The sequence below is a fragment of the Acidovorax sp. 99 genome, from assembly GCF_003096455.1.
Classification (GTDB): domain Bacteria; phylum Pseudomonadota; class Gammaproteobacteria; order Burkholderiales; family Burkholderiaceae_C; genus Acidovorax; species Acidovorax delafieldii.
In genome coordinates this window covers 4,295,975-4,321,828 of sequence record NZ_QEKU01000001.1, presented here as the reverse complement: position 1 = coordinate 4,321,828, position 25,854 = coordinate 4,295,975, and the positions used below count along the sequence as shown (strand labels likewise).

The 25,854-nt window shown below is 64.5% G+C and carries 24 protein-coding genes; 7 read left to right on the top strand and 17 right to left on the bottom strand.

The window, feature by feature from the left end; translation table 11 throughout:
* Positions 1 to 419: 419 nt before the first annotated feature.
* The gene (locus C8C95_RS19915; protein ID WP_056746105.1) at positions 420 to 707 is read left to right on the top strand and encodes a hypothetical protein; all 288 of its coding nucleotides are present in this window, start codon (positions 420 to 422) and stop codon (positions 705 to 707) included.
* An 89-nt stretch (positions 708 to 796) separates the two neighbouring features.
* The gene (locus C8C95_RS19910; RefSeq protein WP_116749709.1) at positions 797 to 1,093 is read left to right on the top strand and encodes a DUF4148 domain-containing protein; all 297 of its coding nucleotides are present in this window, start codon (positions 797 to 799) and stop codon (positions 1,091 to 1,093) included.
* 124 nt (positions 1,094 to 1,217) lie between these two features.
* On the opposite strand, the gene C8C95_RS19905 is transcribed toward C8C95_RS19910, so the two are convergent.
* Both C8C95_RS19905 and C8C95_RS19900 read right to left on the bottom strand, forming a co-directional pair.
* Entirely contained in the window at positions 1,218 to 1,859 is a 642-nt protein-coding gene (locus C8C95_RS19905) for a CoA transferase subunit B (protein WP_116749708.1), read from the bottom strand.
* Between the two features lie 43 nt (positions 1,860 to 1,902).
* On the bottom strand, positions 1,903 to 2,610 hold the full coding sequence (locus C8C95_RS19900) for a CoA transferase subunit A (protein WP_056067750.1): 708 nt from the start codon (positions 2,608 to 2,610) through the stop codon (positions 1,903 to 1,905).
* Positions 2,611 to 2,685: 75 nt separating this feature from the next.
* Between C8C95_RS19900 and C8C95_RS19895 the strand changes: the two genes are divergently transcribed.
* Positions 2,686 to 3,231 (top strand): PAS and helix-turn-helix domain-containing protein, encoded by a 546-nt coding sequence (locus tag C8C95_RS19895; protein WP_056067748.1) that lies wholly within the window; start codon positions 2,686 to 2,688, stop codon positions 3,229 to 3,231.
* Positions 3,232 to 3,269: 38 nt separating this feature from the next.
* Here the strand turns inward: C8C95_RS19895 and pcaC are convergent, their stop codons facing one another.
* The 11 genes from pcaC to C8C95_RS19840 all read right to left on the bottom strand — a co-directional run bounded on the left by pcaC (position 3,270) and on the right by C8C95_RS19840 (position 14,957).
* Positions 3,270 to 3,656: a 4-carboxymuconolactone decarboxylase gene (gene pcaC, locus C8C95_RS19890; protein WP_082522567.1), complete on the bottom strand. Its 387-nt coding sequence runs from the start codon at positions 3,654 to 3,656 to the stop codon at positions 3,270 to 3,272.
* Positions 3,657 to 3,834: 178 nt separating this feature from the next.
* Entirely contained in the window at positions 3,835 to 6,036 is a 2,202-nt protein-coding gene (gene katG / locus C8C95_RS19885) for a catalase/peroxidase HPI (RefSeq protein WP_116749707.1), read from the bottom strand.
* Positions 6,037 to 6,211: 175 nt separating this feature from the next.
* A complete protein-coding gene (locus C8C95_RS19880; protein ID WP_116749706.1) occupies positions 6,212 to 7,129 on the bottom strand; it encodes an SMP-30/gluconolactonase/LRE family protein in 918 nt (305 codons plus the stop codon).
* 20 nt (positions 7,130 to 7,149) lie between these two features.
* A complete protein-coding gene (locus C8C95_RS19875; protein WP_116749705.1) occupies positions 7,150 to 8,058 on the bottom strand; it encodes an amidohydrolase family protein in 909 nt (302 codons plus the stop codon).
* Between the two features lie 3 nt (positions 8,059 to 8,061).
* Positions 8,062 to 9,018 carry a tripartite tricarboxylate transporter substrate binding protein gene (locus C8C95_RS19870; RefSeq protein WP_108499564.1) on the bottom strand — a complete coding sequence of 319 codons (957 nt, stop codon included), beginning with the start codon at positions 9,016 to 9,018 and terminating at the stop codon, positions 8,062 to 8,064.
* A gap of 189 nt (positions 9,019 to 9,207) precedes the next feature.
* The gene (locus C8C95_RS19865; protein WP_116749704.1) at positions 9,208 to 10,215 is read right to left on the bottom strand and encodes a tripartite tricarboxylate transporter substrate binding protein; all 1,008 of its coding nucleotides are present in this window, start codon (positions 10,213 to 10,215) and stop codon (positions 9,208 to 9,210) included.
* A gap of 63 nt (positions 10,216 to 10,278) precedes the next feature.
* A complete protein-coding gene (locus C8C95_RS19860) occupies positions 10,279 to 11,229 on the bottom strand; it encodes an NAD(P)-dependent oxidoreductase (RefSeq protein WP_207780624.1) in 951 nt (316 codons plus the stop codon).
* A complete protein-coding gene (locus tag C8C95_RS19855) occupies positions 11,226 to 11,912 on the bottom strand; it encodes an RraA family protein (protein WP_116749703.1) in 687 nt (228 codons plus the stop codon). Before C8C95_RS19855 ends, C8C95_RS19860 begins: the two co-directional genes overlap by 4 nt.
* Positions 11,913 to 11,968: 56 nt before the next feature.
* The gene (locus C8C95_RS19850; RefSeq protein ID WP_116749702.1) at positions 11,969 to 12,976 is read right to left on the bottom strand and encodes a tripartite tricarboxylate transporter substrate binding protein; all 1,008 of its coding nucleotides are present in this window, start codon (positions 12,974 to 12,976) and stop codon (positions 11,969 to 11,971) included.
* Positions 12,977 to 12,988: 12 nt separating this feature from the next.
* A complete protein-coding gene (locus C8C95_RS19845; RefSeq protein WP_116749701.1) occupies positions 12,989 to 13,909 on the bottom strand; it encodes an amidohydrolase family protein in 921 nt (306 codons plus the stop codon).
* Between the two features lie 40 nt (positions 13,910 to 13,949).
* A complete protein-coding gene (locus C8C95_RS19840; RefSeq protein WP_116749700.1) occupies positions 13,950 to 14,957 on the bottom strand; it encodes a tripartite tricarboxylate transporter substrate binding protein in 1,008 nt (335 codons plus the stop codon).
* Between the two features lie 134 nt (positions 14,958 to 15,091).
* Between C8C95_RS19840 and C8C95_RS19835 the strand changes: the two genes are divergently transcribed.
* Genes C8C95_RS19835 through C8C95_RS19825 form a run of 3 tightly spaced genes read left to right on the top strand, consistent with a single transcriptional unit; the run spans position 15,092 to position 17,287 of the window.
* The gene (locus C8C95_RS19835) at positions 15,092 to 15,937 is read left to right on the top strand and encodes an IclR family transcriptional regulator (protein WP_243415730.1); all 846 of its coding nucleotides are present in this window, start codon (positions 15,092 to 15,094) and stop codon (positions 15,935 to 15,937) included.
* A 46-nt stretch (positions 15,938 to 15,983) separates the two neighbouring features.
* Entirely contained in the window at positions 15,984 to 16,565 is a 582-nt protein-coding gene (locus tag C8C95_RS19830; protein ID WP_116749699.1) for a peroxidase-related enzyme, read from the top strand.
* An 8-nt stretch (positions 16,566 to 16,573) separates the two neighbouring features.
* Positions 16,574 to 17,287 (top strand): hypothetical protein, encoded by a 714-nt coding sequence (locus C8C95_RS19825; RefSeq protein ID WP_116749698.1) that lies wholly within the window; start codon positions 16,574 to 16,576, stop codon positions 17,285 to 17,287.
* A 111-nt stretch (positions 17,288 to 17,398) separates the two neighbouring features.
* Here the strand turns inward: C8C95_RS19825 and C8C95_RS19820 are convergent, their stop codons facing one another.
* The 3 genes from C8C95_RS19820 to C8C95_RS19810 all read right to left on the bottom strand — a co-directional run bounded on the left by C8C95_RS19820 (position 17,399) and on the right by C8C95_RS19810 (position 22,203).
* Positions 17,399 to 20,560, bottom strand: a complete 3,162-nt coding sequence (locus tag C8C95_RS19820) for an EAL domain-containing protein (protein ID WP_116749697.1) — start codon at positions 20,558 to 20,560, stop codon at positions 17,399 to 17,401.
* Between the two features lie 414 nt (positions 20,561 to 20,974).
* Positions 20,975 to 21,400 (bottom strand): acyl-CoA thioesterase, encoded by a 426-nt coding sequence (locus C8C95_RS19815; protein WP_116749696.1) that lies wholly within the window; start codon positions 21,398 to 21,400, stop codon positions 20,975 to 20,977.
* 20 nt (positions 21,401 to 21,420) lie between these two features.
* A complete protein-coding gene (locus C8C95_RS19810) occupies positions 21,421 to 22,203 on the bottom strand; it encodes an SDR family oxidoreductase (protein WP_116749695.1) in 783 nt (260 codons plus the stop codon).
* A 139-nt stretch (positions 22,204 to 22,342) separates the two neighbouring features.
* On the opposite strand from C8C95_RS19810, the gene C8C95_RS19805 reads away from it, so the two are divergent.
* Positions 22,343 to 24,043, top strand: coding sequence for an electron transfer flavoprotein-ubiquinone oxidoreductase (locus tag C8C95_RS19805; protein WP_116749694.1), 1,701 nt, complete (start codon positions 22,343 to 22,345; stop codon positions 24,041 to 24,043).
* A 94-nt stretch (positions 24,044 to 24,137) separates the two neighbouring features.
* Here the strand turns inward: C8C95_RS19805 and C8C95_RS19800 are convergent, their stop codons facing one another.
* Positions 24,138 to 25,811, bottom strand: a complete 1,674-nt coding sequence (locus C8C95_RS19800) for a methyl-accepting chemotaxis protein (RefSeq protein ID WP_116749693.1) — start codon at positions 25,809 to 25,811, stop codon at positions 24,138 to 24,140.
* Between the last annotated feature and the right edge of the window lie 43 nt (positions 25,812 to 25,854).

The following is a 25,854-nucleotide window of genomic DNA, read 5'->3' as shown; positions in this document are numbered from 1 at the left end:
CTACCCGTGCTCGTTTTTTGCCGCATGGCAGAGATCACACGTCTGGATTCCCATGACCAAGACCTGGACCCGCCCGGGCTCGCCGGGGTGACAAAGCCCCCTATCACCCCAATGTCATTGTCCCAAATAGGCGTCAGGGTTTTCATTCAACAATGTCGCCGATAGCATGCTTTTTGGTGATCCCGGACAGTCAGGCTTGGGTAAACCCTGAAAAGTTCCGCATTGATTGTTCACAATACTGGAACAGTTAGTTCGCGACCCGGTGGTTTTTCTCTGCACCCCACCGGCGTACAGTTCATCCCATCGATGAGCCGAACCCGCAAGGCGACTCACCGAACCCGGTCCCAGGCAGCTTTCTTTGTTTTTGGCGCTTTGTTCCGGTTTTTTGAGCCGCTTCTTTAACTTCAAGGATTTCCATCATGAACAACACCGCACGTTTCCTGTCTATCGCCGCTGTCGCCGCTTTCGCTTCTTTTGGTGCCCAGGCTGACGAAGCCGATGCTTCGCAGTTCGCCACCAAGTTTGAAACCAACCGCACCCGCGCTGAAGTGGCTGCCGAAGCCGCCACCGTGGCCCAGACCCGCTCGATCGAACCCGCTGGTTCGCGTGTGGTGACTTACAAGTCCACGGCTGACCGCGCTGCCGTGCGTGCCCAGGCTGCTGAAGCAGTGCGCACTGGCCAGATTTCTTCGGGTGAGCGCGGCTGATTCACCAGGGGCGGCTGAATCTGCCGCCCTGGTTGTGCCGTATCTCTCAGTACCCAAGTCCTCTTTTTAGAATTTTCCGGAGTTTCACCATGAACAAGTCTGTGCGTTTCCTGTCCGTTGCTGCTGTCGCCGCTTTTGCCGCTTTTGGTGCCCAAGCTGATGAAGCCGATGCTTCGCAGTTCGCCACCAAATTCGAAACCAACCGCACCCGTGCTGAAGTGGCTGCCGAAGCTGCTACCGTGGCCCAGACCCGCTCCATCGAACCCGCTGGTTCGCGTGTGGTGACCTACAAGTCCACGGCTGACCGTGCTGCCGTGCGTGCCCAGGCTGCTGAAGCCCTGCGCACCGGCCAGATCTCTTCGGGCGAAATCGGCAACGCGATGTAATTGCGAAGGCCCCATGCGGACCGCATGAGGGCTTTGTGAAAATTGCCACGCAAAAGGCCGGGGCCCTGTGAGGGGCCCCGGCCTTTTTTGTGATGCCACTCCACTGCAGGGGTGGCTCAAATGCTTATGGGATCAGCTTGACGCCGGTCTTGGCCTGCAGGGCCTCAAAAGTGACGCCGGGAGCCAGCTCCACCACCTTCAGGCCCTGGGGCGTCACGTCCATGACGGCCAGGTCGGTGATGATGCGATCCACCACACCCACGCCCGTGAGGGGCAGCGTGCACTGAGGCAGGATCTTCAGGTCTTCGGTGCCATCCTTCTTGCGGGCCACATGCTCCATGAGCACGATCACGCGCTTGACGCCAGCCACCAGGTCCATCGCGCCACCCATGCCCTTGACCATCTTGCCGGGGATCATCCAGTTGGCCAGGTCGCCCTTTTCGCTGACCTGCATGGCGCCCAGGATCGACAGGTTGATCTTGCCGCCACGGATCATGGCAAACGACTGGTCGCTGCCAAAGATGGACGAGCCCTTGATGGTGGTCACGGTCTGCTTGCCGGCGTTGATCAGGTCGGCATCCACTTCATCTTCGGTGGGAAACGGGCCGATGCCCAGCATGCCGTTTTCGGACTGCAGCCACACCTCTTTGTCGGCAGGCACAAAGTTGGCCACCAGCGTGGGGATGCCAATGCCCAGGTTCACATAAAAGCCGTCTTCGAGTTCATGGGCGGCACGGGCCGCCATTAGGTCTTGACTCCACGACATAGATACTTCTCCAGCTTGTTCTGTACGGTTGTGCGGCAGCGGCTCAGACGCCCGCTTTTTCGGTGATGGTGCGCTTTTCAATGCGCTTCTCGGGCGTGGCGTTGTGCACGATGCGGTGCACATAGATGCCAGGCAGATGGATCTGGTCGGGCGCAATGGCGCCGGTTTCCACCACCTCTTCCACCTCCACGATGGTGATCTTGCCGGCCGTGGCCGCAGCGGGGTTGAAGTTGCGCGCCGTGAGGCGGAACTGCAGGTTGCCCGACTTGTCGGCACGCCAGGCCTTGACCAGCGACACATCGGGCACCAGCGAACGCTCCATCACATAGGTTTCGCCGTCAAATTCGCGCAGCTCCTTGCCCTCGGCCACGATGGTGCCCACGCCGGTCTTGGTGAAAAAGGCCGGGATGCCCGCACCGCCCGCACGCAGCTTTTCGGCCAGCGTACCCTGGGGGGTGAACTCCAGCTCCAGCTCGCCAGCGAGGTACTGGCGCTCGAACTCCTTGTTCTCGCCCACATACGACGAGATCATTTTCTTGATCTGGCGGGTTTCCAGCAGCTTGCCCAGGCCAAAGCCGTCCACGCCCGCATTGTTGGAGATCACGGTCAGGTTCTTCACGCCCGAATCGCGCAGCGCGTCGATCAAGGCTTCAGGAATGCCACACAGTCCAAAGCCGCCAACAGCCATGAGTTGGCCATCTGCAACCACGCCCTTCAGGGCCTCGGCTGCGGAGGGGAATAACTTGTTCACCACGATCTCCTTATGAATGGGATGCGCTACGATACTACGTACTTAAATAAGTAGTTTTCCGTAAAGATTAGCACTATGGACGTTGATTACCGACTGGCTTTCGACATGGCCCCTGTGGGGCTGGTGCTCTCGCGCAACCGCACCATGGTGGACTGCAACCGCCATGTCTGCGAAATGTTCGGCGCCTCGCGCGAAGTGCTGATCGGCCAGTCGTTCCAGATACTCTATCCCAGCGCCGACGAATATGAGCGGCTTGGGGCGCACATGGAGCCCATCCTGAACGCCAAGGGCCACTATGCGGACAACCGCATCATGAAGCGCGCCAATGGCGAAGTGTTCTGGTGCCACGTGTCCGGCCGCGCACTCAACCGCGATGCCCCGCATGAGTCCGGCATCTGGAGCTTCGAAGATCTGAGTTCGCAGCGCGCCGTGAAAGCGGAGCTGACGGGCCGTGAGCGCGAAGTAGCCGCCCGCCTGCTGGAAGGCCTGACCTCCAAGGAGATCGGTCGGGCACTGGAGATCAGCCACCGCACAGTAGAAATTTACCGTGCACGCCTCATGCGCAAGTACAACGCCTCCACCGCCGCCGACCTGGTGCACAAGCTGCTGGCAGGCGGCTGAACCTGCCCTCGAAGGACAGCACTACCGCCTTTTATTGCCTACTTGGCCGGGCCGTCGATGACTTCAGCGGCGGTGCGAAACGCCTCTACCGCCGTCGGCAGGCCGCAATAGACGCTGGCGTGTAGCAGCACTTCCTGCAACTCCTCCGCAGTAGCGCCATTGTTCAGCGCGCCACGCACATGGCCCTTGAGTTCATGCTGCTTGCCCAGCGCGATCAACATGGAAACCGTGATGAGACTGCGGGTCTTGCGGTCCAGCCCGGGCCGCTGCCAGACATCGCCCCACGCGTTGCGCGTGATGTATTCCTGAATGGGCTGCGTGAAAGAGGTGGCGTTGCCCAGCGCACGGTCCACAAAATCGTCACCCATGACCTCGCGGCGGGTGGCCAGGCCTTTTTCGTAGTCTTTGGTCGGGGTTGGTGTCACGCGGGCTCTCCTTGAAGGGTTGAAACATCAAGGCCCGATGGTAGCGAGCGCACGCAGGGCTTCCACCGCGCAAACAACAGAACGCCCGGCACATGCACTGCACACGCCGGGCTTCATGGCTTCGTGAACGGCTCGCCCCATGCCATCCCCTGACGACATGGGAGCAAGGCCTCACTGATCAGGCGCTGGCACCGCCTGAGGTCAGGTCAAACCGGTCCAGGTTCATCACCTTGGTCCAAGCCTTGACGAAGTCCTGCACAAACACTGCCTGTGCATCGCTGCTGGCATAGACCTCGGCCAGCGCACGCAACACCGAGTTGGAGCCAAACACCAGGTCGGCCACCGTGCCGGTCCATTTTCTGGCACCTGTGCTGCGGTCCACACCTTCCAGCACACCCGCTGCACCCGCCGACTTCTGCCATTGGGTGCGCATGTCGAGCAGGTTCACGAAGAAGTCATTGCTCAAGGTACCAACGCGCTGCGTGAAGACACCATGGGTGGCCTGCCCCACGTTGGCACCCAGCACGCGCAGTCCACCCACCAGCACCGTCATCTCGGGCGCCGTCAGCGTGAGCTGGTTGGCGCGGTCCACCAGCAGCTCGGCCACGGCGCCTTCCAGGCCAGGGCGCACGTAGTTGCGAAAGCCATCGGCCACAGGCTCCATCACCTCGAACGACGGCACCTCGGTCTGCTCTTGCGAGGCATCCGTGCGGCCAGGCGTGAAGGGAACGGTCACGTCCTGCCCTGCCTGCTTTGCGGCAGCCTCCACGGCAGCGCCACCGGCCAGCACGATCAGGTCCGCCAGCGAGATCTTCTTGCCACCCGTCTGCGCCGCATTGAACTCGCGCTGGATGGCTTCGAGCTGACCCAGCACCTTGGCCAGTTGCGCAGGCTGGTTCACAGCCCAATCCTTTTGTGGAGCCAGACGGATGCGCGCGCCGTTGGCGCCGCCCCGCTTGTCGCCGCCCCGGAACGTGGAGGCAGAGGCCCAGGCCGTGGATACCAGTTCCGAAATCGACAAGCCCGATGCCAACACCTTGGCCTTGAGCGCAGCGATGTCCTGCGCGTTCACCAGCGCATGGTCCACGGCAGGCACAGGGTCTTGCCAGACCAGCACTTCGGCGGGCACCTCCGGCCCCAGATAGCGGGCACGCGGCCCCATGTCACGGTGCGTGAGCTTGAACCAGGCACGCGCAAATGCATCGGCAAACTGCTCGGGGTTCGCCAAAAAGCGGCGCGAGATCTTTTCGTAGGCCGGGTCAAAGCGCAGCGACAGGTCGGTGGTGAGCATGGTGGGCACCAGCTTTTTCGACGGGTCGTGTGCGTGCGGGATCGTCGCTGCAGCCCCCTTGGCCGTCCACTGGTGAGCGCCTGCCGGGCTCTTGGTCAGCTCCCACTCGTAGCCGAACAGGTTTTCGAAGAAGTTGTTGCTCCACTGCGTGGGCGTGGTGGTCCAGGTAACTTCCAGGCCACTGGTGATGGTGTCACCGCCTTTGCCAGAGCCATGGCCGCTCTTCCAGCCCAGGCCCTGGTCCTCGATGCCTGCACCTTCGGGTTCCTTGCCCACCAGCGCGGCATCGCCAGCACCGTGGGTCTTGCCAAAGGTGTGGCCGCCAGCAATCAATGCCACGGTCTCTTCATCGTCCATCGCCATGCGCGCAAAGGTGTCGCGGATGTCGCGCGCGGCGGCGATGGGGTCGGGGTTGCCGTTCGGGCCTTCGGGGTTCACATAAATCAGGCCCATCTGCACAGCAGCCAGCGGGTTGGCCAGGTCGCGCTCACCGCTGTAGCGCTTGTCGCTGCCCAGCCAGGTGGATTCAGCGCCCCAGTACACGTTTTCATCGGGTTCCCACACGTCAGGGCGGCCACCGGCAAAGCCAAAGGTCTTGAAGCCCATGGATTCGAGTGCCACATTGCCGGTCAGGATCATCAGGTCGGCCCACGAGATCTTGCGGCCGTACTTCTGCTTGACGGGCCACAGCAGGCGGCGCGCCTTGTCCAGGTTGGCGTTGTCGGGCCAGCTATTGAGCGGCGCAAAACGCTGTTGCCCAGCTCCCGCGCCACCACGGCCGTCTGCCAGACGATAGGTGCCCGCGCTGTGCCAGGCCATGCGCACAAACAGCGGTCCATAGTGCCCAAAGTCTGCGGGCCACCAGTCCTGCGAGTCGGTCATCAGTGCGCGCAGGTCGGCCTTCACAGCAGCAAGGTCGAGGCTCTTGAATTCTTCGGCGTAATTGAAGCCGTCTCCCATCGGGTCGGTGAGCGGGGAGTTCTGGTTCAGGGGGCGGAGATTGAGCTGGTTGGGCCACCAGTCGGCATTGCGGGGGCCCGTGGGCACGGCCTTGGTGTGGTCAAAGGGGCATTTGGCTTCGGTCGTCATGGGTCATCTCCTGTGAAATCGCGTCGGCAAAACGTATCGACAGGGCAGATGGTAGGAAGCAAACGATGACAGGTAAATTGAATCGATTGAATCCCATTAATAGCCAATATCAATAGATCATCATCCTTTCATTGATTTCGTTGCGATACCCAGACAAGTTGAGGCTGGGGCAGCGTCAACGCGAACGCGCCAGCGGCAGCCCAGGTGCACCCATGTCAGCCCTCAGGATGCGCCCATGGGTAGAGTCGGTGACATACACCGTGGTACGCCCTGCCCCGCCAAACGCCAGGTTGGTGGTGGAGCTGCCCGGTACGCCGCGCAGCACCTGCACGGGCTCGGCCCGGTGGTTGAGCACCCACACATAGCCCAGGCCCGGGTTGGCCACCAGTAGGTGACCCTCGGCATCCACGGCCAGGCCGTCGGGGCCGCTGGGGCCATACGAGGTGAAGAACTGGCTGACCTTGGCCACGCTGCCATCGGGCAGCAGCGGCACGCGCCACACGCAGTTGCCGCGCGTCACGGCGAGATACAGCACACGGCCGTCGGGCGACAGGGCCACGCCGTTGGGGCTGGGCACGTTGTGCAGCAGCAAGTCGAGCTGACCATTGGGCCGCAGGCGGTACAGGCGGCCACTCGGGTCGTGCAGGCCGCTTTGGCCCTGGTCGGTGAAGTAGAGGTTGCCTTCGGCGTCAAAGATCAGGTCGTTCACACCCTTGAAGCGCTCGCTGTTGCGGCGCTGCAGGTACGGGGTGACCGCACCCGTGGCTACATCCAGTTGCATCAGGCCGTTTTTGTAGTCGGTGATGAGCAGCGTGCCGGGCTTCAAGAACTTCAGGCCGTTGGGCTCGCCGTCGTACTCGGCCACCAGCGCCCAGTCGCCCTGCGGGTTGATGCGAAAGACCCGGCCCCAGGGGATGTCGCTGACGTAGAGGTTGCCTGCGTCGTCGAACACCGGGCCTTCCAGAAACGAATCGGTGATGGTGCCGCCCCGGTTGGCGTCAGCCCAGTCGCTGCGCTCGCGGCGGCGAAAGTGCTCGGGCATGGTGGTGAACAGGTCGAGATCGCGGACCTCAGGGGCTTGCAACAAAAACATGGCGGGTCTTTCCAATTCGTTCAGGCGGCGGGAGCGGTATCGAAACCATACAGCCGCGCCGGGTTGTCGACCAGGATGCGGTCCATGGCCGCGTCGCTGCCAGCCCAGGACTGCAGCAGGTCCACCAGATCGGCGTCGTTTACGGTGCCAGGCGTCTCGGTGGTGTGCGGCCAGTCGCTGCCCCACACCAGGCGCTCTGGCGCGGCCTGCACCAGGGCCTGGCCCAGCGGCAGGGTGTCGGCGTAGCTGGGGCCATGCACGGCTGAGCGCATGTAGGCGCCCGAGAGCTTGACCCAGGTGTTGCCACCATCGAGCAAGCCGCGCACCACGCCGTAGGCCTCTGCGGCCGGGCCTTCGGCGGGATCGATGCGGCCCAGGTGGTCGATGACCAGGGGCACAGGCAGCGCATGCAACTGGGGCGCGAGCGCGATGAGTTGCTCAGGGTGCGCAAAGACCTGGATATGCCAGCCCGCGCAGGCCGGGTGCTCGGCCACCTTGCGGGCCAGGGTGGAAAGCATGGCGGGCGTGGTGGTGCCCCACGATTGGGGCGAGACGAAATTGACCCGCAGCCCGCGCACACGGCGTGCGGCCAGGTGGCTCAGCTCGTCGGCGCTCACGTCCTCGCCCACCACAGCCACGCCTCGGGAATCCATGCCCAGTTGGTCCAGCGCATCCAGCGTGCAGGCGTTGTCGGTACCGTAGGTGGAGGGCGTGACCACCACCGTGCGCGTGGTGCCCAGGCGGGCCTGCAGCTGCCGGTACACCACCACGGGCGCCACCGGCGGCGTGCGCGGCCAATGGGCTGACGGCGCAAAGCGCGGGTCAAAGATGTGCATGTGGCTGTCGCACGCGCCGGGCGGCAGCTGGCGCTGCGGGCGGTTCAGGCCCACGGAGTGGGGCACGGGGGTGGTCAGCGCTGGCAAAGGCATCGCTCAATCCAGCTTGATATTGCCCTTCTTCACCACCTCGCCCCACTTCGCGTCTTCCTTCTTCAGGAAGGCGGCAAAGTCTGCGGGCGTCGAACCGATGGGCTGGGCGCCCAGGTCGGCCAGGCGCTGCTTCACTTCGTCTTCTTTCAGCACCTCTTGCAGGGCCTGCTGCAGTTTGGTGGCCACGTCGGCAGGCACGCCCGCTGGCAGGAACACGCCGTTCCACTCATAGGCCTCATAACCGGGGATGGCCGCCTCGGCCACCGTGGGCACATCGGGCAGGCGCTTGGAACGCTCAGGGGCCGAAACGGCCAGCGCGCGCAGCTTGCCACCCGCCACATGCGGGTAGGTGGCGGCCACGGTGCCGAACATGAAGTCCACCTGGCCAGCCATCACATCAGTGATGGCCGGGCCGCCGCTCTTGTAGGGCACGTGCACCATATCGAGGCCCAGCTTCTGGGCCATCAGCTCCGCCGCCAGGCGCTGCACCGTGCCGCTGCCGCCCGAGGCAAAGTTGATCTTGCCCGGCTGCGCCTTGGCCTTGGCGATCAGCTCGCCCACGTTTTTGTAGGGTGCATCGGCCTTCACGATGAGCACGTTGGGCGCCAGCAGCACCAGCGACAGCGGCTGCAGTGCGTTGGCGGCATACGGCATCTTGGGGAACAGGTGCGGGTTGATGGAATACGGCGTGGCGTCGTACAACATGGTGTAGCCATCTGCCGGGGCCTTGGCCACAAAGCTGGCGCCGATGGTGCCGCTGGCACCGGCCTTGTTGTCCACGATCACGCTGCCGCCGAGCTTGGCGCCCAGGCGGGTGGCCACCACACGGGCCACGGCATCGGCCGCGCCGCCGGGGGCGTAGGGCACGACGATGGTGATGGGCCGCTCAGGGAAGGCGGCGTGGGCCACGCCAGCGGCCAGGGCGCAGGCAGCGATCAGGGGTTTGAGGAAGCGGAACATGGGGGTCTCCTTGGGTAGCATTCAATCAACAAGAGAAGGAAGGCGGTAGCGGTGTTTCACGTCGCACGGTGCGTGCGCGGGCAGCCGTGCTAGGGCCGCCCCGCAGCACCGGCTGCGTCCCCCTTCCCGCTTTGCATCGCAAAGCGAGAGAAGGGGGAAGGCGCAACGCGCCTCAGGGGGTTGTCCGAGTCAATCTGCTTTGAGATCGAGCGCTTTGGCAATCTGGCTATACGTCGCAGCTTCGCGGGCCACACGGGTCGCAAAGGTATTGCCACACACCGATTCGGCATCCATCCCCAGGCCGCGCAGCTTTTCAGCGGCCGATTCGCTCTTGGCAAAGTCAGCGGCCGTGCGCTCCAGCGCCTGGGCGATGGGCTCGGGCAAGCCTGCGGGGGCCAGCACGCCGTACCACACGTCGGCAGCGTAGTTGCCACCTCCTGCCTCGGCAAACGTGGGCACCTCGGGCACCAGGGCCGAGCGCTGGGGCGCGCCCACGGCCAGCGCGCGCAGCTTGCCGCTCTTGATCTGCGGCAGCACCGAACCCAGCGTGGCAAACGAGCTGTCGAGCTGGCCGCCCATCAGGTCGGTCACCACGGGCGCCGCGCCCTTGTAGGGCACGTGGTTGAGCTGCAGGCCCTGGGCGCGGGCAAAGATCTCGGTGGCAGAGTGGCCCGAGCTGCCCACCCCGGCCGTGCCTGCTGTCACGCGGCCGGGCTCGGCGCGGGCCTTGGCTTGGTAATCGGCCAGTGTCTTGACCGGCAGGCTGGGGGCCACCACCAGCACCGTGGGGCTGCTGGCCACCGTGCACAGGGGGCGGAAGGACTTCACCGCATCGAACTTGACGCGGCCCTGGCACAGCGCCGGAATCATGGTGTGGTTGGTGGCGCCGAACAGCAGCGTGTAGCCATCGGCCGGGGCGCTGGCCACGGCCTGGGCAGCAATGATGGTGCCCGCGCCCGGCTTGTTGTCAATGATGAAGGGCTGGCCCAGCGCCTTGCTGGCGTGGTCGGCAAAGGCGCGCGCCACCACGTCGGTGGGGCCACCGGCGGCAAAGCCCACCACCAGCTTCACGGGCTTGGTCGGATAGGCTGCTGCGCCCGTTTGCGCGCAGGCGGCGCCAGACGCTACTAAAACAATAGCTGCCAGCGCATGATTGACTAGCGCAAGAGGCCTATTTTTCTTGAAATTGCGTGCCATGGTCTGTTGTCTCCTGTGCAGCCGGGCACCCTGCCCGGCCATGTTCTTGGGGCAGGCCGGCGCTCAGACGACGGCTACTGCATGCGGTGCACGTGCCAGCACGGCCAGCAGGTTCTTCGCCGCGCCCACGCCCATGTTCACGTAGGCATCGCTCGTCACGCCGCCGATGTGGGGGCTGAGGATGAAGCGCGGCTCGCCCTGGAAGGGGTGGCCCGCCGTCATGGGCTCGACCGCAAAGCTGTCGAGCCCGGCCGCCATGACCTGGCCCGAGCGCACGGCAGCCAGCAGTGCGGCCTCGTCGATCAGGCCGCCGCGTGCGGTGTTCACCACAATCACGCCGCGCTTGCATTGCGCCAGCGTGGTGGCGTTCAGCAGGTTGCGGTTTTCGTCGGTCAGCGGGCAGTGCAACGAGATGGCATCCGATTCGCGCCAGATCGTCTCCAGGTCCACTGCCTGCACATAGGCGGGCAGGTTCTTGGCAAACGGATCGAAGCCGATCACGCGCATGCCCAGGGCGTCGGCCATCTTGGCAAAACGCAGACCGATGGCGCCCAGGCCCACCAGGCCCACCGTGCGGCCACCCAGCTCCAGGCTCTTGTGCGTGGCCTTGTCCCAGTGGCCAGCGTGCATGCGCGCATCCAATGCCACCACCGATTTGGCGCAGGCCAGCAGCAGGGCCAGGGCCTGCTCGGCCACGGCGGCGGCGTTGGCGCCCACGGCGGCCACCACCTCAATGCCACGGGCTTTGGCAGCCACCTTGTCGATGGTGTCGGTGCCGCTGCCGTGCTTGGAGATGACCTTGAGCGCGGGGGCCGCGTCCATCACCGCAGCGCCCACCTTGCCGTAGCGCACGATGATGGCCACGGGGTTGTGCGCACCGCACAGGGCCACCATGTCCTCTTCCGTCGGCGTCTTGCCTGCGTAGACGATCTCGTAGCCTGTGAGCAGGTCGAGGGCTTGTTGCGCCAGGTCGGCGCCGGTCACGATGATGACGGGGTGGGTAGCGTTGCTCACAGCGATTCCCCTTCCTTCAAAACACCCGCAGCGCGCAGGGCTGCAGGCAGCCATTTCGATGCGGTGTCGCCACGGGCAATGGCTTCGATGCGGGCGGCTTCGTCGGCCACCTTCTTGTCGGCCAGGGCCAGCATGGCGGGGGCTTTTTCGCGCTCGATGACGACCACGCCATCGGCATCGCCCACCACCAGGTCACCGGGGTTCACCACCGCGCCACCGGCGCTGATGGGGTGGTTAATGCGGCCGGGCACGTACTTGGTCGGCCCTGCAGGGTTGAAGCCCGCGCTGAACACGGGGAAGTCCAACTCCAGAATTTCCAGCTTGTCGCGGATGGCGGCGTCCACGATCACGCCCGCCAGGCCACGCTTCTTGCAGGCGCTGAGCATCAGCGTGCCCATCAGCGCGGCGGTCTGGTCGCCCTTGCCGTCAATCACCAGCACATCGCCCGGCTGTGCCAGGGCGATGGCGGCGTGGATCATGAGGTTGTCACCGGGGCGCACTTCCACCGTGAAGGCGGGGCCTGCCACCTTCATGTTCTGGTGCACAGGAGCGACGCGGCCATGCATGGTGCCGCGGCGGCCCGCCACGTCGGCCAGGATGGCGGCTTGGAAGGTGGAGGCTTTGGCGACGACGTCGGCGCTGACGCGGTCAATGGTGCGGATGATTTCAGGGAGTTGGCTCATAGGGATGGTCCGGTTGAACGATGGAATGAAGAAAGGAAATAAGAGAACTGCGGTGGTCAGTCGGCTTTGATGCCGCCTTCTTTGATCACCTTGGCCCACTTGGCGGAGTCAGCCTTTTGCAGGTCGCCCAACTGCTGGGGCGAGCCACCCACCAGCGTCACGCCCAGCTTGTCGGCCAGGGCCACAAGGGCCGGGTCTTTCAGCGCGCCGGCAATTTCGCGGTTCAGGCGCTGCACGATGGGGGCGGGTGTCTTGGCTGGCGCAAACACGGCCTGCCACTGCTCCACCACAAAGTCTTTGAGCCCCGCTTCGCCCATGGTGGGCACGGCAGGCAGGGCTTTGAGGCGCTGGGCCGACGTGACGGCCAGGGCGCGCAACTTGCCCGACTGCACATGCGGCAGGGCAGCGGCAACGGGGGCAAACATGAACTGCACCTGCTCGGCCAGTGTGTCTTGCAGCGCGGGGGTGTCGCCCTTGTAGGGCACATGGATGAAGCGCGCACCGGTTTGCTGCGCCAGCAACTCGCCCTGCATGTGCAGGATGGTGCCGTTGCCGCCCGAGGCAAACGCCAGCTTGCCGGGCTGGGCCTTGGCAGCGGTCAGCAAATCAGCCACCGTTTTGAACGGCTGGTTCACGCCCACCACCAGCATGTGCGGGATGGTGCCTACGGTGATCACGGGCTCAAACGCCGTGATGTGGTCATAGGGCAGCTTGGCCATCAGGTGCGGCGCAATCGCCTGCGGGCCGATGGACGTGCCCAGCAGCGTGAGACCGTCGGGTGCCGCCTTGGCCACATAGGCTGCGCCGATGGTGCCCGTAGCCCCGGCCTTGTTGTCCACGATGACGTTGGTGGACAGGGCTGCACCCAGCTTGAGGGCGATGTTGCGGCCCAGCACGTCGGTGCTGCCACCGGCGGGGTAAGGCACCACCCAGGTGATGAGCTTGCCCGCAGGCCAATCGGTTTGCGCCCATGCAGGCAACCCCGCGCCGGCCAAGGCCAGGGTGGTCAGCAAATGGCGGCGCTGCACGCCGTGCGCGGAAAGATGGGATGCCAAAGAGGTCATGGTGCAAGGCCCTCAGACAGGGATAGGGGTTGAAGAAGTCGATACCGGCGCAAAGCCGTAGAGTTCGGCGGGGTTGGTGACCAGTACGCGGCGCAGCGCATCGGCACCGGCTTGATCGCACCAGCGTGCCAGGGTGTCGATCTGCAATGCGTCGTCGGGCAAGGGGTGCAGGCCAGCGCTGGCGGTGGCGTGGGGCCAGTCGCTGCCCCACAGCACGCGCTCTGGTGCCGCACGCAGGTAGCTGGTGGCCAGCGCGTCGAGCGCGGGGTCATCCACCGCATGGGTGGCACTGACGATGTAACCGCCCGAGAGCTTGACCCAGGCCCGGCCCTTGCCCAGCAGTTGCAGCAACAGTGCGTGGGCAGGATGCTTTCCTGCCTGCTCGAGTGCAACGCGACCCAGGTGGTCAAACACCAGGGGCACAGGTACGCCGCGCAATACATCTCCCAAGCTGGCCAGCATGTCGGGAGCCATCAGCAGTTGCAGGTGCCAGCCCCAGGGCGCAATGCGCCGGGCAAGGGGAAGGATGGAGTCCACTGAGCCGGTGACGCCCAGCGACAGGTTGAGCCGCACACCGCGCACGCCTGCGTCGTGAAGGGTTTGCAACTGTGCGTCGCTCTCGCGGCCGTCGATCACGGCCACGCCCCGGGCCTGTCCACCCAACGCAGCGAGTCCCTGCAGCATGCAGCGGTTGTCCGCACCGTAGGTGGATGGCGTGACCAGCACCGCGCGCTCGGTGCCCAGGCGCTGCTGCAGCGCGCGGTAGTCGCTGGCCGACGCATCGGGCGGCAACAGCCTGGCGCCGGGCGCAGCAGGAAAGCGCTGGTCGTACACATGCACGTGGCAGTCGCACGCCGCCGCAGGCAGTGCGGTACGGGGCGCCGTCGTTCCCAGAGAGAACGGTACGGGCGTGACAAGACGATCGCGGGTCATGGCGATGGGCAGTCAGCGGGGGATGAACGTGGCGGCTCGATCAGTCCAGGCTGGCGCCAGAGTCCTTCACGATCTTGGACCAGCGGGGCACTTCGGTGCGCAGCAGTGCCGCAAACTGCTCGGACGTGCCCCCGAGGATGTCGCCGCCTTCGGAGCGCAGCTTGTCCGCCACGTCCGGTTGCTTGAGGGCCTGGTTCACGGCCTTGTTCAGCTGCGCCACGATGGCCGCGGGCGTGCCCGCAGGGGCCAGCACACCGAACCAGGTCACGGCCTCAAAGCCCTTGAACCCGGACTCCGCCAGCGTGGGCACATCCGGCAGCTGCGCCGAGCGCTGGGCCGAGGTGATGGCAATGACCTTGAGCTTGCCATTGCGCACATGGCCCAGCAGCGTGGGCACGGACGACATGTACAGATCAATCTGCCCGCCCATCAGGTCCGTCATGGCCTGGGCCGCGCCCTTGTAAGGGATGTGGCGCAACTGGATGCCAGCAGCGTTCTCTGCCAGCTCCCCGGCCAGATGGGCCACGGTGCCGTTGCCCGAATAGCCCAGCGTCAGGGCATCAGGCTTGCCCTTGGAGGCAGCCACCACATCGGCAAAGGTCTTGAAGCGCGAATTGACTGGCACCACCATCACGATGGGCGAGGACGACACCAGCGCCACCGGCGCCAGGTCCTTGAGCGGGTCGTAGGGCAGCTTCTTGTACAGCGTGGGGTTGATGGCGAGGTTGCTGGTCTGCCCCATCACCAGTGTGTAGCCGTCCGGGTCGGCCTTGGCCACAGCGTCCACCCCCAGGTTGCCACCGGCGCCGGGGCGGTTGTCCACGATCACGCTCCACTTGTTCTGGTCGGCCATCTTCTGCGCCACGGCGCGGGCGATCATGTCGGTGCCACCGCCGGGGGGGAACGGAACAATCAGGCGGATGGCCTTGGCGGGGTAAGCCGTCTGAGCCTGCGCAGCGCCGTGGGGCACGGCCACGGCCGCAAGGCCCAGGAAAGCGGCGCACAGGCGCGCACTCAAAGAACGTGAAAGCGATGAAAAAGCGGTCATGGATTTGTCTCCGTTATGGTGGTTCGTCACGCCGGTCTGCAAGGGCCTGTTCGGGCCTGGCGCCGTGGTGTGCGAATGTACGCACGCGTTTCAACCCATACAATGCAGTTGCACACAATGAAACGAATTGCGCCATGAGCAACCCACCCTCCTCGCCTGTGCGCCCTGCCCCGCGCAAGGCCACCCAGCCAAATGCCACCACTGCCGGGGCCGATGAAAGCGCAGACGGGCCGACCTATGCGGCGACCAAGGACACCGGTGGCGTGATCGCCGTGACGCGTGCGCTGCAGGTGCTGGAGGCCTTTGCGCTGGGCGAATCCAGCCTGTCTCTGGCAGAGCTGAGCCGCCGCTGCAGCCTTCACAAGACCACAGTGCTGCGCCTGGCCCGCACGCTGGCGCAGTCCGGGTTCATGGTGCAGCGCGAAGACGGCGACTGGCGCCTGGGCCCGGCCGCAGGCTGGCTGGGTGCGCGCTACCAGGCAGGCTTTGACGTGCAGAACGTGCTGGAGCCCGCGCTGCGTGAGCTGACCCTTGCCACCGGCGAAAGCGCTGCGTTTTATGTGCGTGAAGGCAATGTACGCACCTGCCTCGTGCGCGTGGAAGGCCCGCAGGCGCTGCGCCACCACGCCCGCATGGGCGAAGGACTGCCGCTGGACAAGGGATCGCCGGGCCGCGTGATCCTGGCGTTTTCGGGCGAGCCGGGCAAGGCCTATGAGGAGATCCGCAAGAAGGGCTACCACTGGTCCATTGGTGAACGGGAACAGGGCGTGGCCACCGTGTCGGCGCCGGTATTTGGCATGCACTGGCGGCTCATGGGCTCGGTGTGCATCTCAGGCCCGGCCTCGCGTTTGCCCGCCGAAAAGCTCGAAGCGCTGGCGCACACCGTGGTCGCTGCAGCGACACAGTTGTCCTACGCGCTGGCTGGCAGTTCGGCCGCGCCGGCCCATGCCCCCGTGCGGGCGACGCAATGGCATCCCTGATACTTGCATCCGTTATCCACCCCACACAAAAACCGAGGAGACTGCCGTGAGCCGCTACCCCTTCCCTGACCTGAACACCCTGCCCGAGGACATCCGCGCGCGGATTCTTGAAGTGCAGGAGAAGGCGGGATTCATCCCCAACGTGTTCCTCGCGTTTGCCCGCCGGCCAGCGGAATGGCGTGCATTCTTTGCGTACCACGACGCGCTCATGCTCAAGGAAGAAGGCAGCCTGACCAAGGGCGAGCGCGAGATGATCGTCACCACCACCAGCGCGGCCAATCAGTGCCTGTATTGCGTGGTGGCGCATGGCGCGATCCTGCGCATCTACGAGAAGAAGCCGCTCATCGCCGACCAGGTGGCGGTGAACTACCGCAAGGCGGACATCAGCCCCCGGGAGCGGGCCATGCTCGACTTCGCCATGAAGGTGTGCCAGAACGCCCACGAGATCGACGACACGGATTTCGAGGCCCTGCACCCCCATGGTTTCGATGACGAGGACATCTGGGACATCGCCGCCATCACGGCATTCTTTGGCCTGTCCAACCGCATGGCCAGCTTTACGGGCATGCAGCCCAACCCAGAGTTCTATCTGATGGGCCGTGTGCCCAAGGCCAAGCCTGCAGCCTGATCCAAACCATGCGCTCCGCACGAACGATCTGGCTTTGGGTGCTGGCCGCCCCTGCGGTACAGGCCGCAGGGTTTGGGCCACCGGAGGGCACGCTGCCCTTTCACCCTTTGACTGTGGCCGTGCCCGCTGGCGCGCTGTCGCCGTTGCGGTCCGCCTCGCTCTTCCGCGAAGAATCCAGCACGGGGGCGGCGCCCACTTACTACCTCGGTGCGGGTGTTGCAGGCTCGCGCCTGCAAATCCCTGACTCGCCGGGCGCTACGGCGTGGCAGGTCGTACCCACCGCCGATTGCGTACGCCTGGAGCCCGTGCCCCCCGCACTGCTGCACACCCCGTCCGTGCAGGCAGTGCTGGTGCAACAGAATCCGCTGCCCATGGAGTGCGCTGCCGCCTTCGAGGGGAGCTGTACCAGCCGTGACGACAAACTGCGCATCACCACGACCTTCGATGGCCGGCGCCGCGCGGCGCGCGTGGGTGGCGGCTTTTTCGGCACCGAAGGCACCATAGACACCACGTTCTACACGGGCGTGCGCACCCTCAGCATCGAACACCTACCCAGCCGTCTTGTGCTGCGCATGCAAGAACGCCTGAACAACAGCAACGGCTACAGCGCACCGCAGACAGCCATCCGGTATTTGCCAGAGCTGCAGCGCCTTTTGCTGCTGGGCGCCTCAGAGGCACAGGGCATGCCTCTGGCGCAATGTGTTGCCCTGCCCTCACGATAAAGGTCGTCCCACTGCGACTCAACGGACCGATACCCGCGCGATGCCCGGCATGACCTCAGGACCTCAGGACCTCAGGACCTCAGGACCTCAGGACCTCAGGACCTCAGGACCTCAGTCCGGCAAGTCTGCATCAGTCTCGCGCACCCAGGGCTGCTGCGCCTGCCACTGGTCCAGCCAGCCAGGCACCTGCTGCGCGGGCATGGGCCGCGCAATGCCATAGCCCTGGCCCAGCACACAGCCCATGGCCAGCAGCGTGCGGCCGTGGTCCACGGTCTCCACACCTTCGGCAATCACCTTGCGGTTGAACGCTTTGGACAGGCCCACCACACCCTGCACAATGGCCAGGTCGTCGCGGTCTTCGAGCATGTCGCGCACAAAGCTCTGGTCGATCTTGAGCAGCTCTGCAGGCAGCTTTTTCAGGTAGGTCAGCGACGAATAACCGGTCCCAAAATCGTCCAGAGCAAACCGCACGCCCAGTTCGGCGCATGCGTGCATCAGGCCAGACACCTGGGCCATGTCCTGCAACGCGCTGGTCTCCACAATCTCCAGCTCCAGCGCCGACGAAGGCACCGAGGGATGCGCGGCCAGTGCCTGGCGCAGCTTGTGCACAAAGTCCTCTTGCTGGAGCTGCTTGGAGAACACGTTGACGCTGACCGGCATGCGCAGCCCCACCGCCAGCCACTGCGCCATTTGCGATAGGGCCATGTCCAGCACCCGCTCGCCAATCGCAATCGCCATGTCGTGGTCTTCAATCACCGGCAGGAACTGGCTCGGGGCCAGCAGGCCTCGCTGCGGATGCAACCAACGGACCAGCGCCTCCATGCCCACCACCTCACCTGTCTGCATGTTGACCTGGGGCTGGTAGTACAGCACCAGCTCCCGCTGAGCGATGGCGGTGGCAATCTGCTCCAGGCTTTCGCGCTTGATCCGGATGGCTGCATCGCTGGCCACATCAAACAGGTGGAACCGATTCTTGCCCGCCTGCTTGGCCAGGTACATGGCCTGGTCGGCATGGCGGATGAGCTGCTCTGAACTGGAACCATCCTGCGGGTAGATGGTGACGCCGATGCTGGCAGACACCTGCAGGGATTGCCCGCTTACCTGCAACGGCTCGGCCGCCACCTGCAACAGCCGCAACAGCAGGGGCTCGCAGTCCTGCTCGGCTGTCAGGTCGGTCATGACGGCCACAAACTCGTCCCCACCAATGCGCGCCAGCGTGTCGCCATCGCGCAGCGCAGACCGCAGACGCTTGGCAATCGCCACCAGAAACTCGTCGCCCGCCGCATGCCCATACCGGTCGTTGATGTCCTTGAAGCCATCCAGATCCAGAAACGCCACCGCCAGCGACTTGTTGCGACGCACACAGTGCGCCATGGCCTGCTGAAGCCGGTCGGCGAGCAGAACGCGGTTGGGCAGGTGCGTCAGCATGTCAAAGTGCGCCACCTCGGCCAGCTGCTCGTTGATGCGGCGCATCTGCGCATTGGCAGCCTCCAGCTCGGCCTGGCTGCGCAGGCGCTCCGTGATGTCGCGAACGATCATGCTGCTGTATTGGCGGCCTTCACTGTCCCCATAGATGCTGGAGCTGATCTCGGCGGTGAAGTGGCTGCCATCACCCCGGACCATGGTCAGCAGGCCGGCGGCCTGCCCCCTCTGCTGGCGCTGTACCAGCAGCTCCTGCAACCGGGGGTCGGCAGGGTCGGCCAGCCCCGTGCGCCCCCGGGCGATGATTTGTGCCTCGCTCAGGTCAAACAGTCGGCAAGCCGCCTGGTTCACGGCCAGCACGGCGCCATCGGGAGAGGTCAGCAACACGGCGTCCATGCTGTTGTCAAACAGCGCCTGGAACTTGAGTTCGCGGTCCTGCAGCTGCGATGTCAGCTTGCGCCGCATGGTGATATCGACAAAGGTCACCACGATCTTGTCGAGCGCTCCCACCGGCGTGAACCAGGGGTCGGCACGGCACAGCACCCAGCAGATGTCGGCGTCTTTGGAGCGAACAATGCCCACCACGATGCCGTTGACCGGTTCGCGGGTGGCAACCACGCGTGAGGCGGGGTAGTCAGACACCGGCATGGTCTGGCCTTCCTCGTTCAGGAAGGACCAGGCCGGGTCAATCAGCTGCTTGCCGGTCATCTGCTCAAAGCTCAGCCCCAGGAGGTTGCTGGCCTCGGCGTTGCACCGCACCACCGCACCCGTCGCATCGTGGATCACCAGGCCCGTCATCAGGTTGTCGATGAGCGACCGCTGCTCGGTTTCACTGTCGCGCAGCACTTGTTCCACCACCAGCCTTTGCTGCGCACTTTCGCTCTCGCGGCGCGCCAGGCGCAGCGACACAAACTTGATGAACGCCAGCAGCAGGGCCGTCAGCGCCAGTGGAGTGTCGATGCTGCGGGCCCATACCTGCCAGAACCGGCGCTCGGACTGGCCCACAAACACCGTCACTGGAAGTTTTTCGAGCCGGTGAAAAAGGTTCACGAAGTTCTGGCCGTTGAGCAGCGCGTTGGGCCCTTCCACCCGCCCTTGCACAGGAAACTGTTGTTGCGTGAGATACCGGATCAACGCCCCGGCACGGCGCGTGCCGTATACCTCGTCCTTGGTGACTGCGGCGGGCACCGGAAAGCGGGTCATCAGGTAGCCATCGTCACGCAGCACGCCCACGGTGAGCTGCTGCACCAGCGGCGCGTCTTTCCAGAGCGACTCCAGAAAATCCACAGGGAATACATCGGTCAACACGGCCTGCGCCTGGCCTTTTTGATCCCGCAGCACATAGCGCAGGGTGAAAACCCAGTCCTTGTTCAGCGCATCGCGCTGCGGCCGCCCCAGGTAGATATCGCGCAGGTCCGGGGCATCGTGCGCAAAATCCTGAAAGCTGGGTTGAGCAGCCAGACTGGGGAGGCCCTGCAAGCTGGGCGTGTGCGACGAGGCCAGTAATTGGCCGTTCATGTCGCTCACGTAGGTCTGGCTGACTTCGGGGCGGTACTTGAGGTAGTCCACCAACAACTGCTGCACCTGCGTCAGGTTGTCGATCCCCCCGGGTGAAATCGCAATGGTCTCAGCCAGGCTCAGCATGCCCGCGCGCTTGGAAAGAAAGAAGGTGTCCAGCGTCCGCGTAAGCAGCACCAGGTTGGACTGCATGTGCTCCTCTTCACGGTCCTTGACCTGCCCCCATTCGTCAAAGGCGTACAGGCCAAACATGAAGAGAACCGACACGATGACCAGATTGGTCACCTTGTTGATGCTGCTGGCAGCCGCGCTTGCTGGGATGGTTGAATTCATTCAGAAAGCACAAAGCAGCACGTCGGTGCGGTGTTGAAAATCCCCTCCCCGGCTCTATTCGTTTTCTTCTATCGTTGCCGAAGTCATCCTAACAGGTAACAAAAAGAACGGGGGGGGGGTTGAATGAGAAGGCGCGGTATGGGATCGGCGGTATGGGCACAGTGCTCCGCGCCTCGGTGCCAGTGGGGCCGTATTCACTGGCTAACGCAGGGCCACCAGCAGAGGGAAGAAGTGGCACGGGTGCTGGGTGCGGGCAGAGGCTTGCCTTCCACCGTGCCGTCAAATCACTGGTGCAAATCGCCCAATTACTATCCTTTTTATAGCAACCAATGCATATACCACGAGCACTTCCAGCCGAATAGTCCAAAAATGAGCCTCCCCCCCGCCATAGGGCTCAAGTGACGGGACGGACGGTCAGCTGGCCGTCACCAGCGTCCGCATCCAGTCGGGCAGCGGCGCCGCCTTCTGCTGCGGAAAGTCCACCCAGATCGTCGTAGCTCCGCCCGCTGCGCATATCACGCCTGGCTGGCCCACGCGCTCCATCGTGCCCCAGGTCTCGAACGTGGTGCGGCCCGGGTCGCTCACGTAGAGCTTGAGCAACACGTCGGCCGGGTATTCGAGCTGCTTGTAGAAATTGCAGAACGCATTGACGACGACGGGCCCCTGTCCGCGCGGGTCGGGGTTGCAGCCCACCGACACCATCCACTCAATGCGCGCGGTTTCCAGGTACCGGAAGTACACGGTGTTGTTGACATGGCCCATCGCATCCATGTCGCCCCAGCGCACCGGGAACCGCATCTCAAAGACCAGCTTCTTGACCTCAGGGATTTCGATCTTCATACCCGCTCGTGCCCCAGGGATCAGACCGCGAAGCCGTCGTCGGCTGCGATCACCGCGCCGTTCACAAAATGGCTTTGGTCGCTGGCCAGCATCACCAGCAGCGCATCCAGGTCCTGCGGCTGGCCCACGCGCTTGCGCGGCAGCATGTCCATGAGCTTTTTGCCCTGCTCGGTCTGCCAGTGGTGGTGGTTGATTTCTGTGTCGATGTAGCCAGGGCAAATGGCGTTCACGTTGATGCCGAACCGGCCCCACTCCAGTGCCATCGCCCGGGTCATCTGCACCACGGCGGCCTTGCTCATGCAATAGACACCGATCTGCGGCAGCACCTTGAGGCCCGCCATCGACGCGATATTGATGATGCGACCGCCGGTGAAGCTGCCCGGCGCTGCACCGCGGGAGCGGGCCAGCATGCGCTTGCCCACCTCTTGCGCCACAAAGAAGGCGCCCTTCACGTTGGTATCGAAGATGAAGTCATAGTCCTCGGGCGTCACGTCCTGGATGCGCTGCGTGGTGCTCACGCCCGAGTTGTTCACCAGGATGTCGATGGAGCCCATTTCGGTCTCGGCATGGGCCACGGCGGACTTGATGGAGTCGTGGTCGGTCACGTCCAGCTCGATCACATGGGCGTCACCGCCCTCGCCTTCGATGCGCGCGCGCAGCTCCTTGAGTTTTTCCACCCGGCGGCTGGCCAGCACGACGCCTGCACCAGCGCGGGCCAGGGTGCGGGCAAACTGCGCGCCCAAGCCGCTAGAGGCGCCCGTGATGAAGGCCACGCGGCCGGACAAGTCGATGCTATATGCCATTTAGAGTCTCCCTACTGATCAAAATAGAACGGTCGTTCGATTGTCTATATTCCGTGAATACAATCAGTCGCCAGACAGACAGGGCGCGGTCGGCGCTCTGTAGAAAATAATCCATTATCAAACGCCCGACGAGAAGCCCATGACCAACGAAGAAATCCTCGCCCAATACGGCCCCCGCGAATCCATGGAATACGACGTGGTGGTCGTTGGCGGCGGCCCTGGCGGCCTTGCCACTGCGATCCGCCTGAAGCAACTGGCGGCCGAAAAAGGCCAGGACGTCTCGGTGGTGGTGCTCGAAAAAGGGTCTGAGCCCGGTGCGCACATCCTGTCGGGTGCCATCATGGACCCCAAGGCCCTCACCGAGCTGATCCCCGACTGGAAAAAGCGCGGCGCGCCCCTGAACCAGCCCGTCACCGACGACGCCTATATCTTCCTGAGCGAAAAGTCGGGCTTTCGCGTGCCCAACATGTTCCTGCCGCCGTTTGCCCACAACCACGGCAACTACATCATCAGCCTGGGCAACCTGACCAAATGGCTGGGCGAACAGGCCGAAGCCCTGGGCGTGGAAATCTTCCCCGGCTTTACGGCCGCTGAAGTGCTCTACAACGACAACGGCTCCGTCAAGGGCGTGGCCACGGGCAACATGGGCATTGGCAAGGACGGCGAGCCCACCGAGAACTTCCAGCTCGGCATGGAGCTGCTGGGCAAGTACACCGTGTTTGCCGAAGGCGCACGCGGCCACCTGGGCAAGCAGCTGATCGCCAAGTTCCACCTCGACAAGGACCGCGACCCGCAGAGCTTCGGCATTGGCGTGAAGGAACTGTGGGAGATCGACCCCAAGAAGCACCAGCCCGGCTTTGTAATGCACACCGCTGGCTGGCCCATGGAGAACGACACCTACGGCGGCGCCTTCCTGTACCACCAGGAGGGCAACAAGGTGGCACTGGGCTTCGTCACGGGGCTGGGTTATGCCAACCCCTACCTGAGCCCGTTCGAGGAGTTCCAGCGCTGGAAGACGCACCCCAACGTCCGCTACTACTTCGAAAACGAGAAGGGCGAGATCACGGCCAAGCGCCTGTCTTACGGTGCACGTGCCATCAACGCCAGCGGCATCAACGCCCTGCCCAAGACCGTCTTCCCAGGCGGCGCCCTGGTGGGCTGCAATGCCGGCTACCTGAACGTCGGCCGCATCAAGGGCAGCCACGCCGCCATCAAGACCGGCATGCTGGCCGCCGAAGCCGCCTATGACGCCGTGGTGGCAGGCCGCCAGCACGACGAGCTGACCGCCTACCCCGAAGCCTTCGAAAAGAGCTGGCTGCACACCGAGCTGAACAAGGACCGCAACTTCAAGAACTGGTTCAAGTACGGCCTGACGACGGCCACGCTGATGAACGGTTTCGAGCAGTTCGTGCTGCGCGGCCACATCCCCTGGACGCTGCACCGCGACAAGCCCGACCACGCGTACCTGAAGCCTGCGGCCGAGTGCAAGCCCATCGTCTACCCCAAGCCCGATGGCAAGCTCACGTTTGACCGCCTCTCCAGCGTGTTCATCAGCAACACGAACCACGAAGAGAACCAGCCCGCCCACCTCACGCTCAAGGACCCGAGCGTGCCGGTCAACATCAACCTGGCCAAATACGCCGGCCCCGAGGCGCGCTATTGCCCGGCGGGCGTGTACGAGTTTGTGCCCGACACGACCAAGGGCGGTGATGCCCAGCGCCTGCAGATCAATGCGCAGAACTGCGTGCACTGCAAGACCTGCGACATCAAGGACCCCACGCAGAACATCGTGTGGGTCACGCCGGAAGGCGGCGGTGGCCCGAACTACGCGGGCATGTAAGCACCGTCAAAATTCATAGCACCTTGCGCTTGAAGGGCCTGCACTGCAGGCCCTTTTTTATGGAGATCAGCGCTGATCTACAGCGCAACGCCCGTCACGCGGCGGCGCGCGTGAGCTGAAACTGTCCCATCGCACCCGCCAGCCGGTTGGCCTGGTCCTTGAGGCTCTGGGCTGCTGCGGCGCCCTGCTCCACCAGCGCGGCGTTTTGCTGCGTCATGTGGTCGAGCTGGTCCACTGCCTGGCTCACCTGGCCGATCTGTGTGCTCTGCTCGCTGCTGGCCTCGTTGATCTCGGCCATCAGCGTGGTCACACGCTCCACGCTTTGCACGATGTCGCCCATCGTGGAGCCTGCGGTGACCACCAGCCGGGCGCCGTCACTGACCTTGTCCACGCTGGTGGAGATCAGCGCCTTGATCTCGCGCGCCGCGTTGGCACTGCGCCCGGCCAAGCCGCGTACCTCGCTGGCCACCACGGCAAAGCCACGCCCTTGCTCGCCCGCACGGGCCGCCTCCACAGCCGCATTGAGCGCGAGGATGTTGGTCTGGAAAGCAATGCCGTCGATGATGCCCACGATGTCGGCGATCTTCTTGCTGCTGGCATTGATCTCTTCCATGGTCTTGACCACCTGGTTGACCACTTCGCCCCCCTTGCTGGCCACCTCGGTGGCGTTGAGCGCCAGCGCGTTGGCCTGGCGCGTGCTGTCGGCATTGGCGGCCACCATCTGCGCCAACTGGGCAATGCTGGCCGCCGTCTGCTGCAGGTTGCTGGCCGCGTGCTCGGTGCGCATGCTCAGGTCGGTATTGCCCGCGGCCACTTCGGAGCTGGCCACATGGATGGATTCGCCCGAGTCGCGCACCTCGGTCACCACGTAGTGCAGCGACTCGACCATCTTGTCCAGCGCGGTGAGCAACTGGCCGATCTCGTCGGTGCGCTGGGTTTGCATGCGCACCGTGAGGTCGCCCCGCGCCACCACAGCGGCCGCCTCGGAGGCCTGGCGCAGCGGCAGCACGATGGAGCGCCGCAGCAGCCAGCCAAACAGCGCCGACAACGCCACCACCACCAGCACCGCCACGGCACTGATCCATTGCGCACGGGATGCATCGGCAATCATGCTGTCCCCCGCCTTCAGAGATGACTGCTCGGAAGCTGCGAGCAACTGGTCGATGGACCGCAGGTATTGGGTCAACGCTGCTGCGTGTTCCTGCAGCTCTTTCTGGCTGATGATCTTGGCTTCCAGGGCGTTTTGCACCAGCGCGTCCCGCAGCACTGCATATTTCTGGCGTTCGGCCTGGGCCTGCGCCCACAGGGGCCTGGCGCTCTCGCTGGAAGACACCTGCGCCAATGCCTCGTCGATGCGCTTGCGCATTGCGTCTTCGGCGGCGATCTGGTTGCGCATTTCGGCCACCAGGGGGAACACGTCGGACGAGAGCGTGGCGCGCAACGCAATCTGGCCGATATAGACCGACTGGGTTTTCCAGTCGCGCACGGTGCGTTCGATGGGCAGTTGCTCCGTGGTCAACAATGTGGCCTGGCGGCTCGTGTCCTGGCCTGTCAGCCAGGTGGTGGCCCCCAGCAGCGCCACCGCAAAGCCCAGGATGCCAAAGCTGGCCGCCAGCTTTTGCCCCACGCTCAGCGTGCGGCTGCGCCGCGCAGGTGATACGCCCTGGGTGGCCTTATCTGACGCGGCGCGGCTCCACTCCGCCTCTGCAGGTGCGGCACGGAAAGCAGCGCCACCAGGCGCCCCGGAAGTGGCTGGCAAATAGTTCATGAGCGTTCTCCTGGTTCGTTTCCCACACCGTGCGGGGGCCTGA

Bases quoted from the DNA above. Each gene is read 5' to 3' on its own strand.
- C8C95_RS19915 (WP_056746105.1), top strand. From the start codon at position 420: ATGAACAACACCGCACGTTTCCTGTCTATCGCCGCTGTCGCCGCTTTC.
- C8C95_RS19910 (WP_116749709.1), top strand. From the start codon at position 797: ATGAACAAGTCTGTGCGTTTCCTGTCCGTTGCTGCTGTCGCCGCTTTT.
- C8C95_RS19905 (WP_116749708.1), bottom strand. From the start codon at position 1,859: ATGTCGTGGAGTCAAGACCTAATGGCGGCCCGTGCCGCCCATGAACTC.
- C8C95_RS19895 (WP_056067748.1), top strand. From the start codon at position 2,686: ATGGACGTTGATTACCGACTGGCTTTCGACATGGCCCCTGTGGGGCTG.
- katG (WP_116749707.1), bottom strand. From the start codon at position 6,036: ATGACGACCGAAGCCAAATGCCCCTTTGACCACACCAAGGCCGTGCCC.
- C8C95_RS19880 (WP_116749706.1), bottom strand. From the start codon at position 7,129: ATGTTTTTGTTGCAAGCCCCTGAGGTCCGCGATCTCGACCTGTTCACC.
- C8C95_RS19875 (WP_116749705.1), bottom strand. From the start codon at position 8,058: ATGCCTTTGCCAGCGCTGACCACCCCCGTGCCCCACTCCGTGGGCCTG.
- C8C95_RS19870 (WP_108499564.1), bottom strand. From the start codon at position 9,018: ATGTTCCGCTTCCTCAAACCCCTGATCGCTGCCTGCGCCCTGGCCGCT.
- C8C95_RS19865 (WP_116749704.1), bottom strand. From the start codon at position 10,215: ATGGCACGCAATTTCAAGAAAAATAGGCCTCTTGCGCTAGTCAATCAT.
- C8C95_RS19855 (WP_116749703.1), bottom strand. From the start codon at position 11,912: ATGAGCCAACTCCCTGAAATCATCCGCACCATTGACCGCGTCAGCGCC.
- C8C95_RS19850 (WP_116749702.1), bottom strand. From the start codon at position 12,976: ATGACCTCTTTGGCATCCCATCTTTCCGCGCACGGCGTGCAGCGCCGC.
- C8C95_RS19845 (WP_116749701.1), bottom strand. From the start codon at position 13,909: ATGACCCGCGATCGTCTTGTCACGCCCGTACCGTTCTCTCTGGGAACG.
- C8C95_RS19840 (WP_116749700.1), bottom strand. From the start codon at position 14,957: ATGACCGCTTTTTCATCGCTTTCACGTTCTTTGAGTGCGCGCCTGTGC.
- C8C95_RS19835 (WP_243415730.1), top strand. From the start codon at position 15,092: ATGAGCAACCCACCCTCCTCGCCTGTGCGCCCTGCCCCGCGCAAGGCC.
- C8C95_RS19825 (WP_116749698.1), top strand. From the start codon at position 16,574: ATGCGCTCCGCACGAACGATCTGGCTTTGGGTGCTGGCCGCCCCTGCG.
- C8C95_RS19820 (WP_116749697.1), bottom strand. From the start codon at position 20,560: ATGAATTCAACCATCCCAGCAAGCGCGGCTGCCAGCAGCATCAACAAG.
- C8C95_RS19815 (WP_116749696.1), bottom strand. From the start codon at position 21,400: ATGAAGATCGAAATCCCTGAGGTCAAGAAGCTGGTCTTTGAGATGCGG.
- C8C95_RS19810 (WP_116749695.1), bottom strand. From the start codon at position 22,203: ATGGCATATAGCATCGACTTGTCCGGCCGCGTGGCCTTCATCACGGGC.
- C8C95_RS19805 (WP_116749694.1), top strand. From the start codon at position 22,343: ATGACCAACGAAGAAATCCTCGCCCAATACGGCCCCCGCGAATCCATG.
- C8C95_RS19800 (WP_116749693.1), bottom strand. From the start codon at position 25,811: ATGAACTATTTGCCAGCCACTTCCGGGGCGCCTGGTGGCGCTGCTTTC.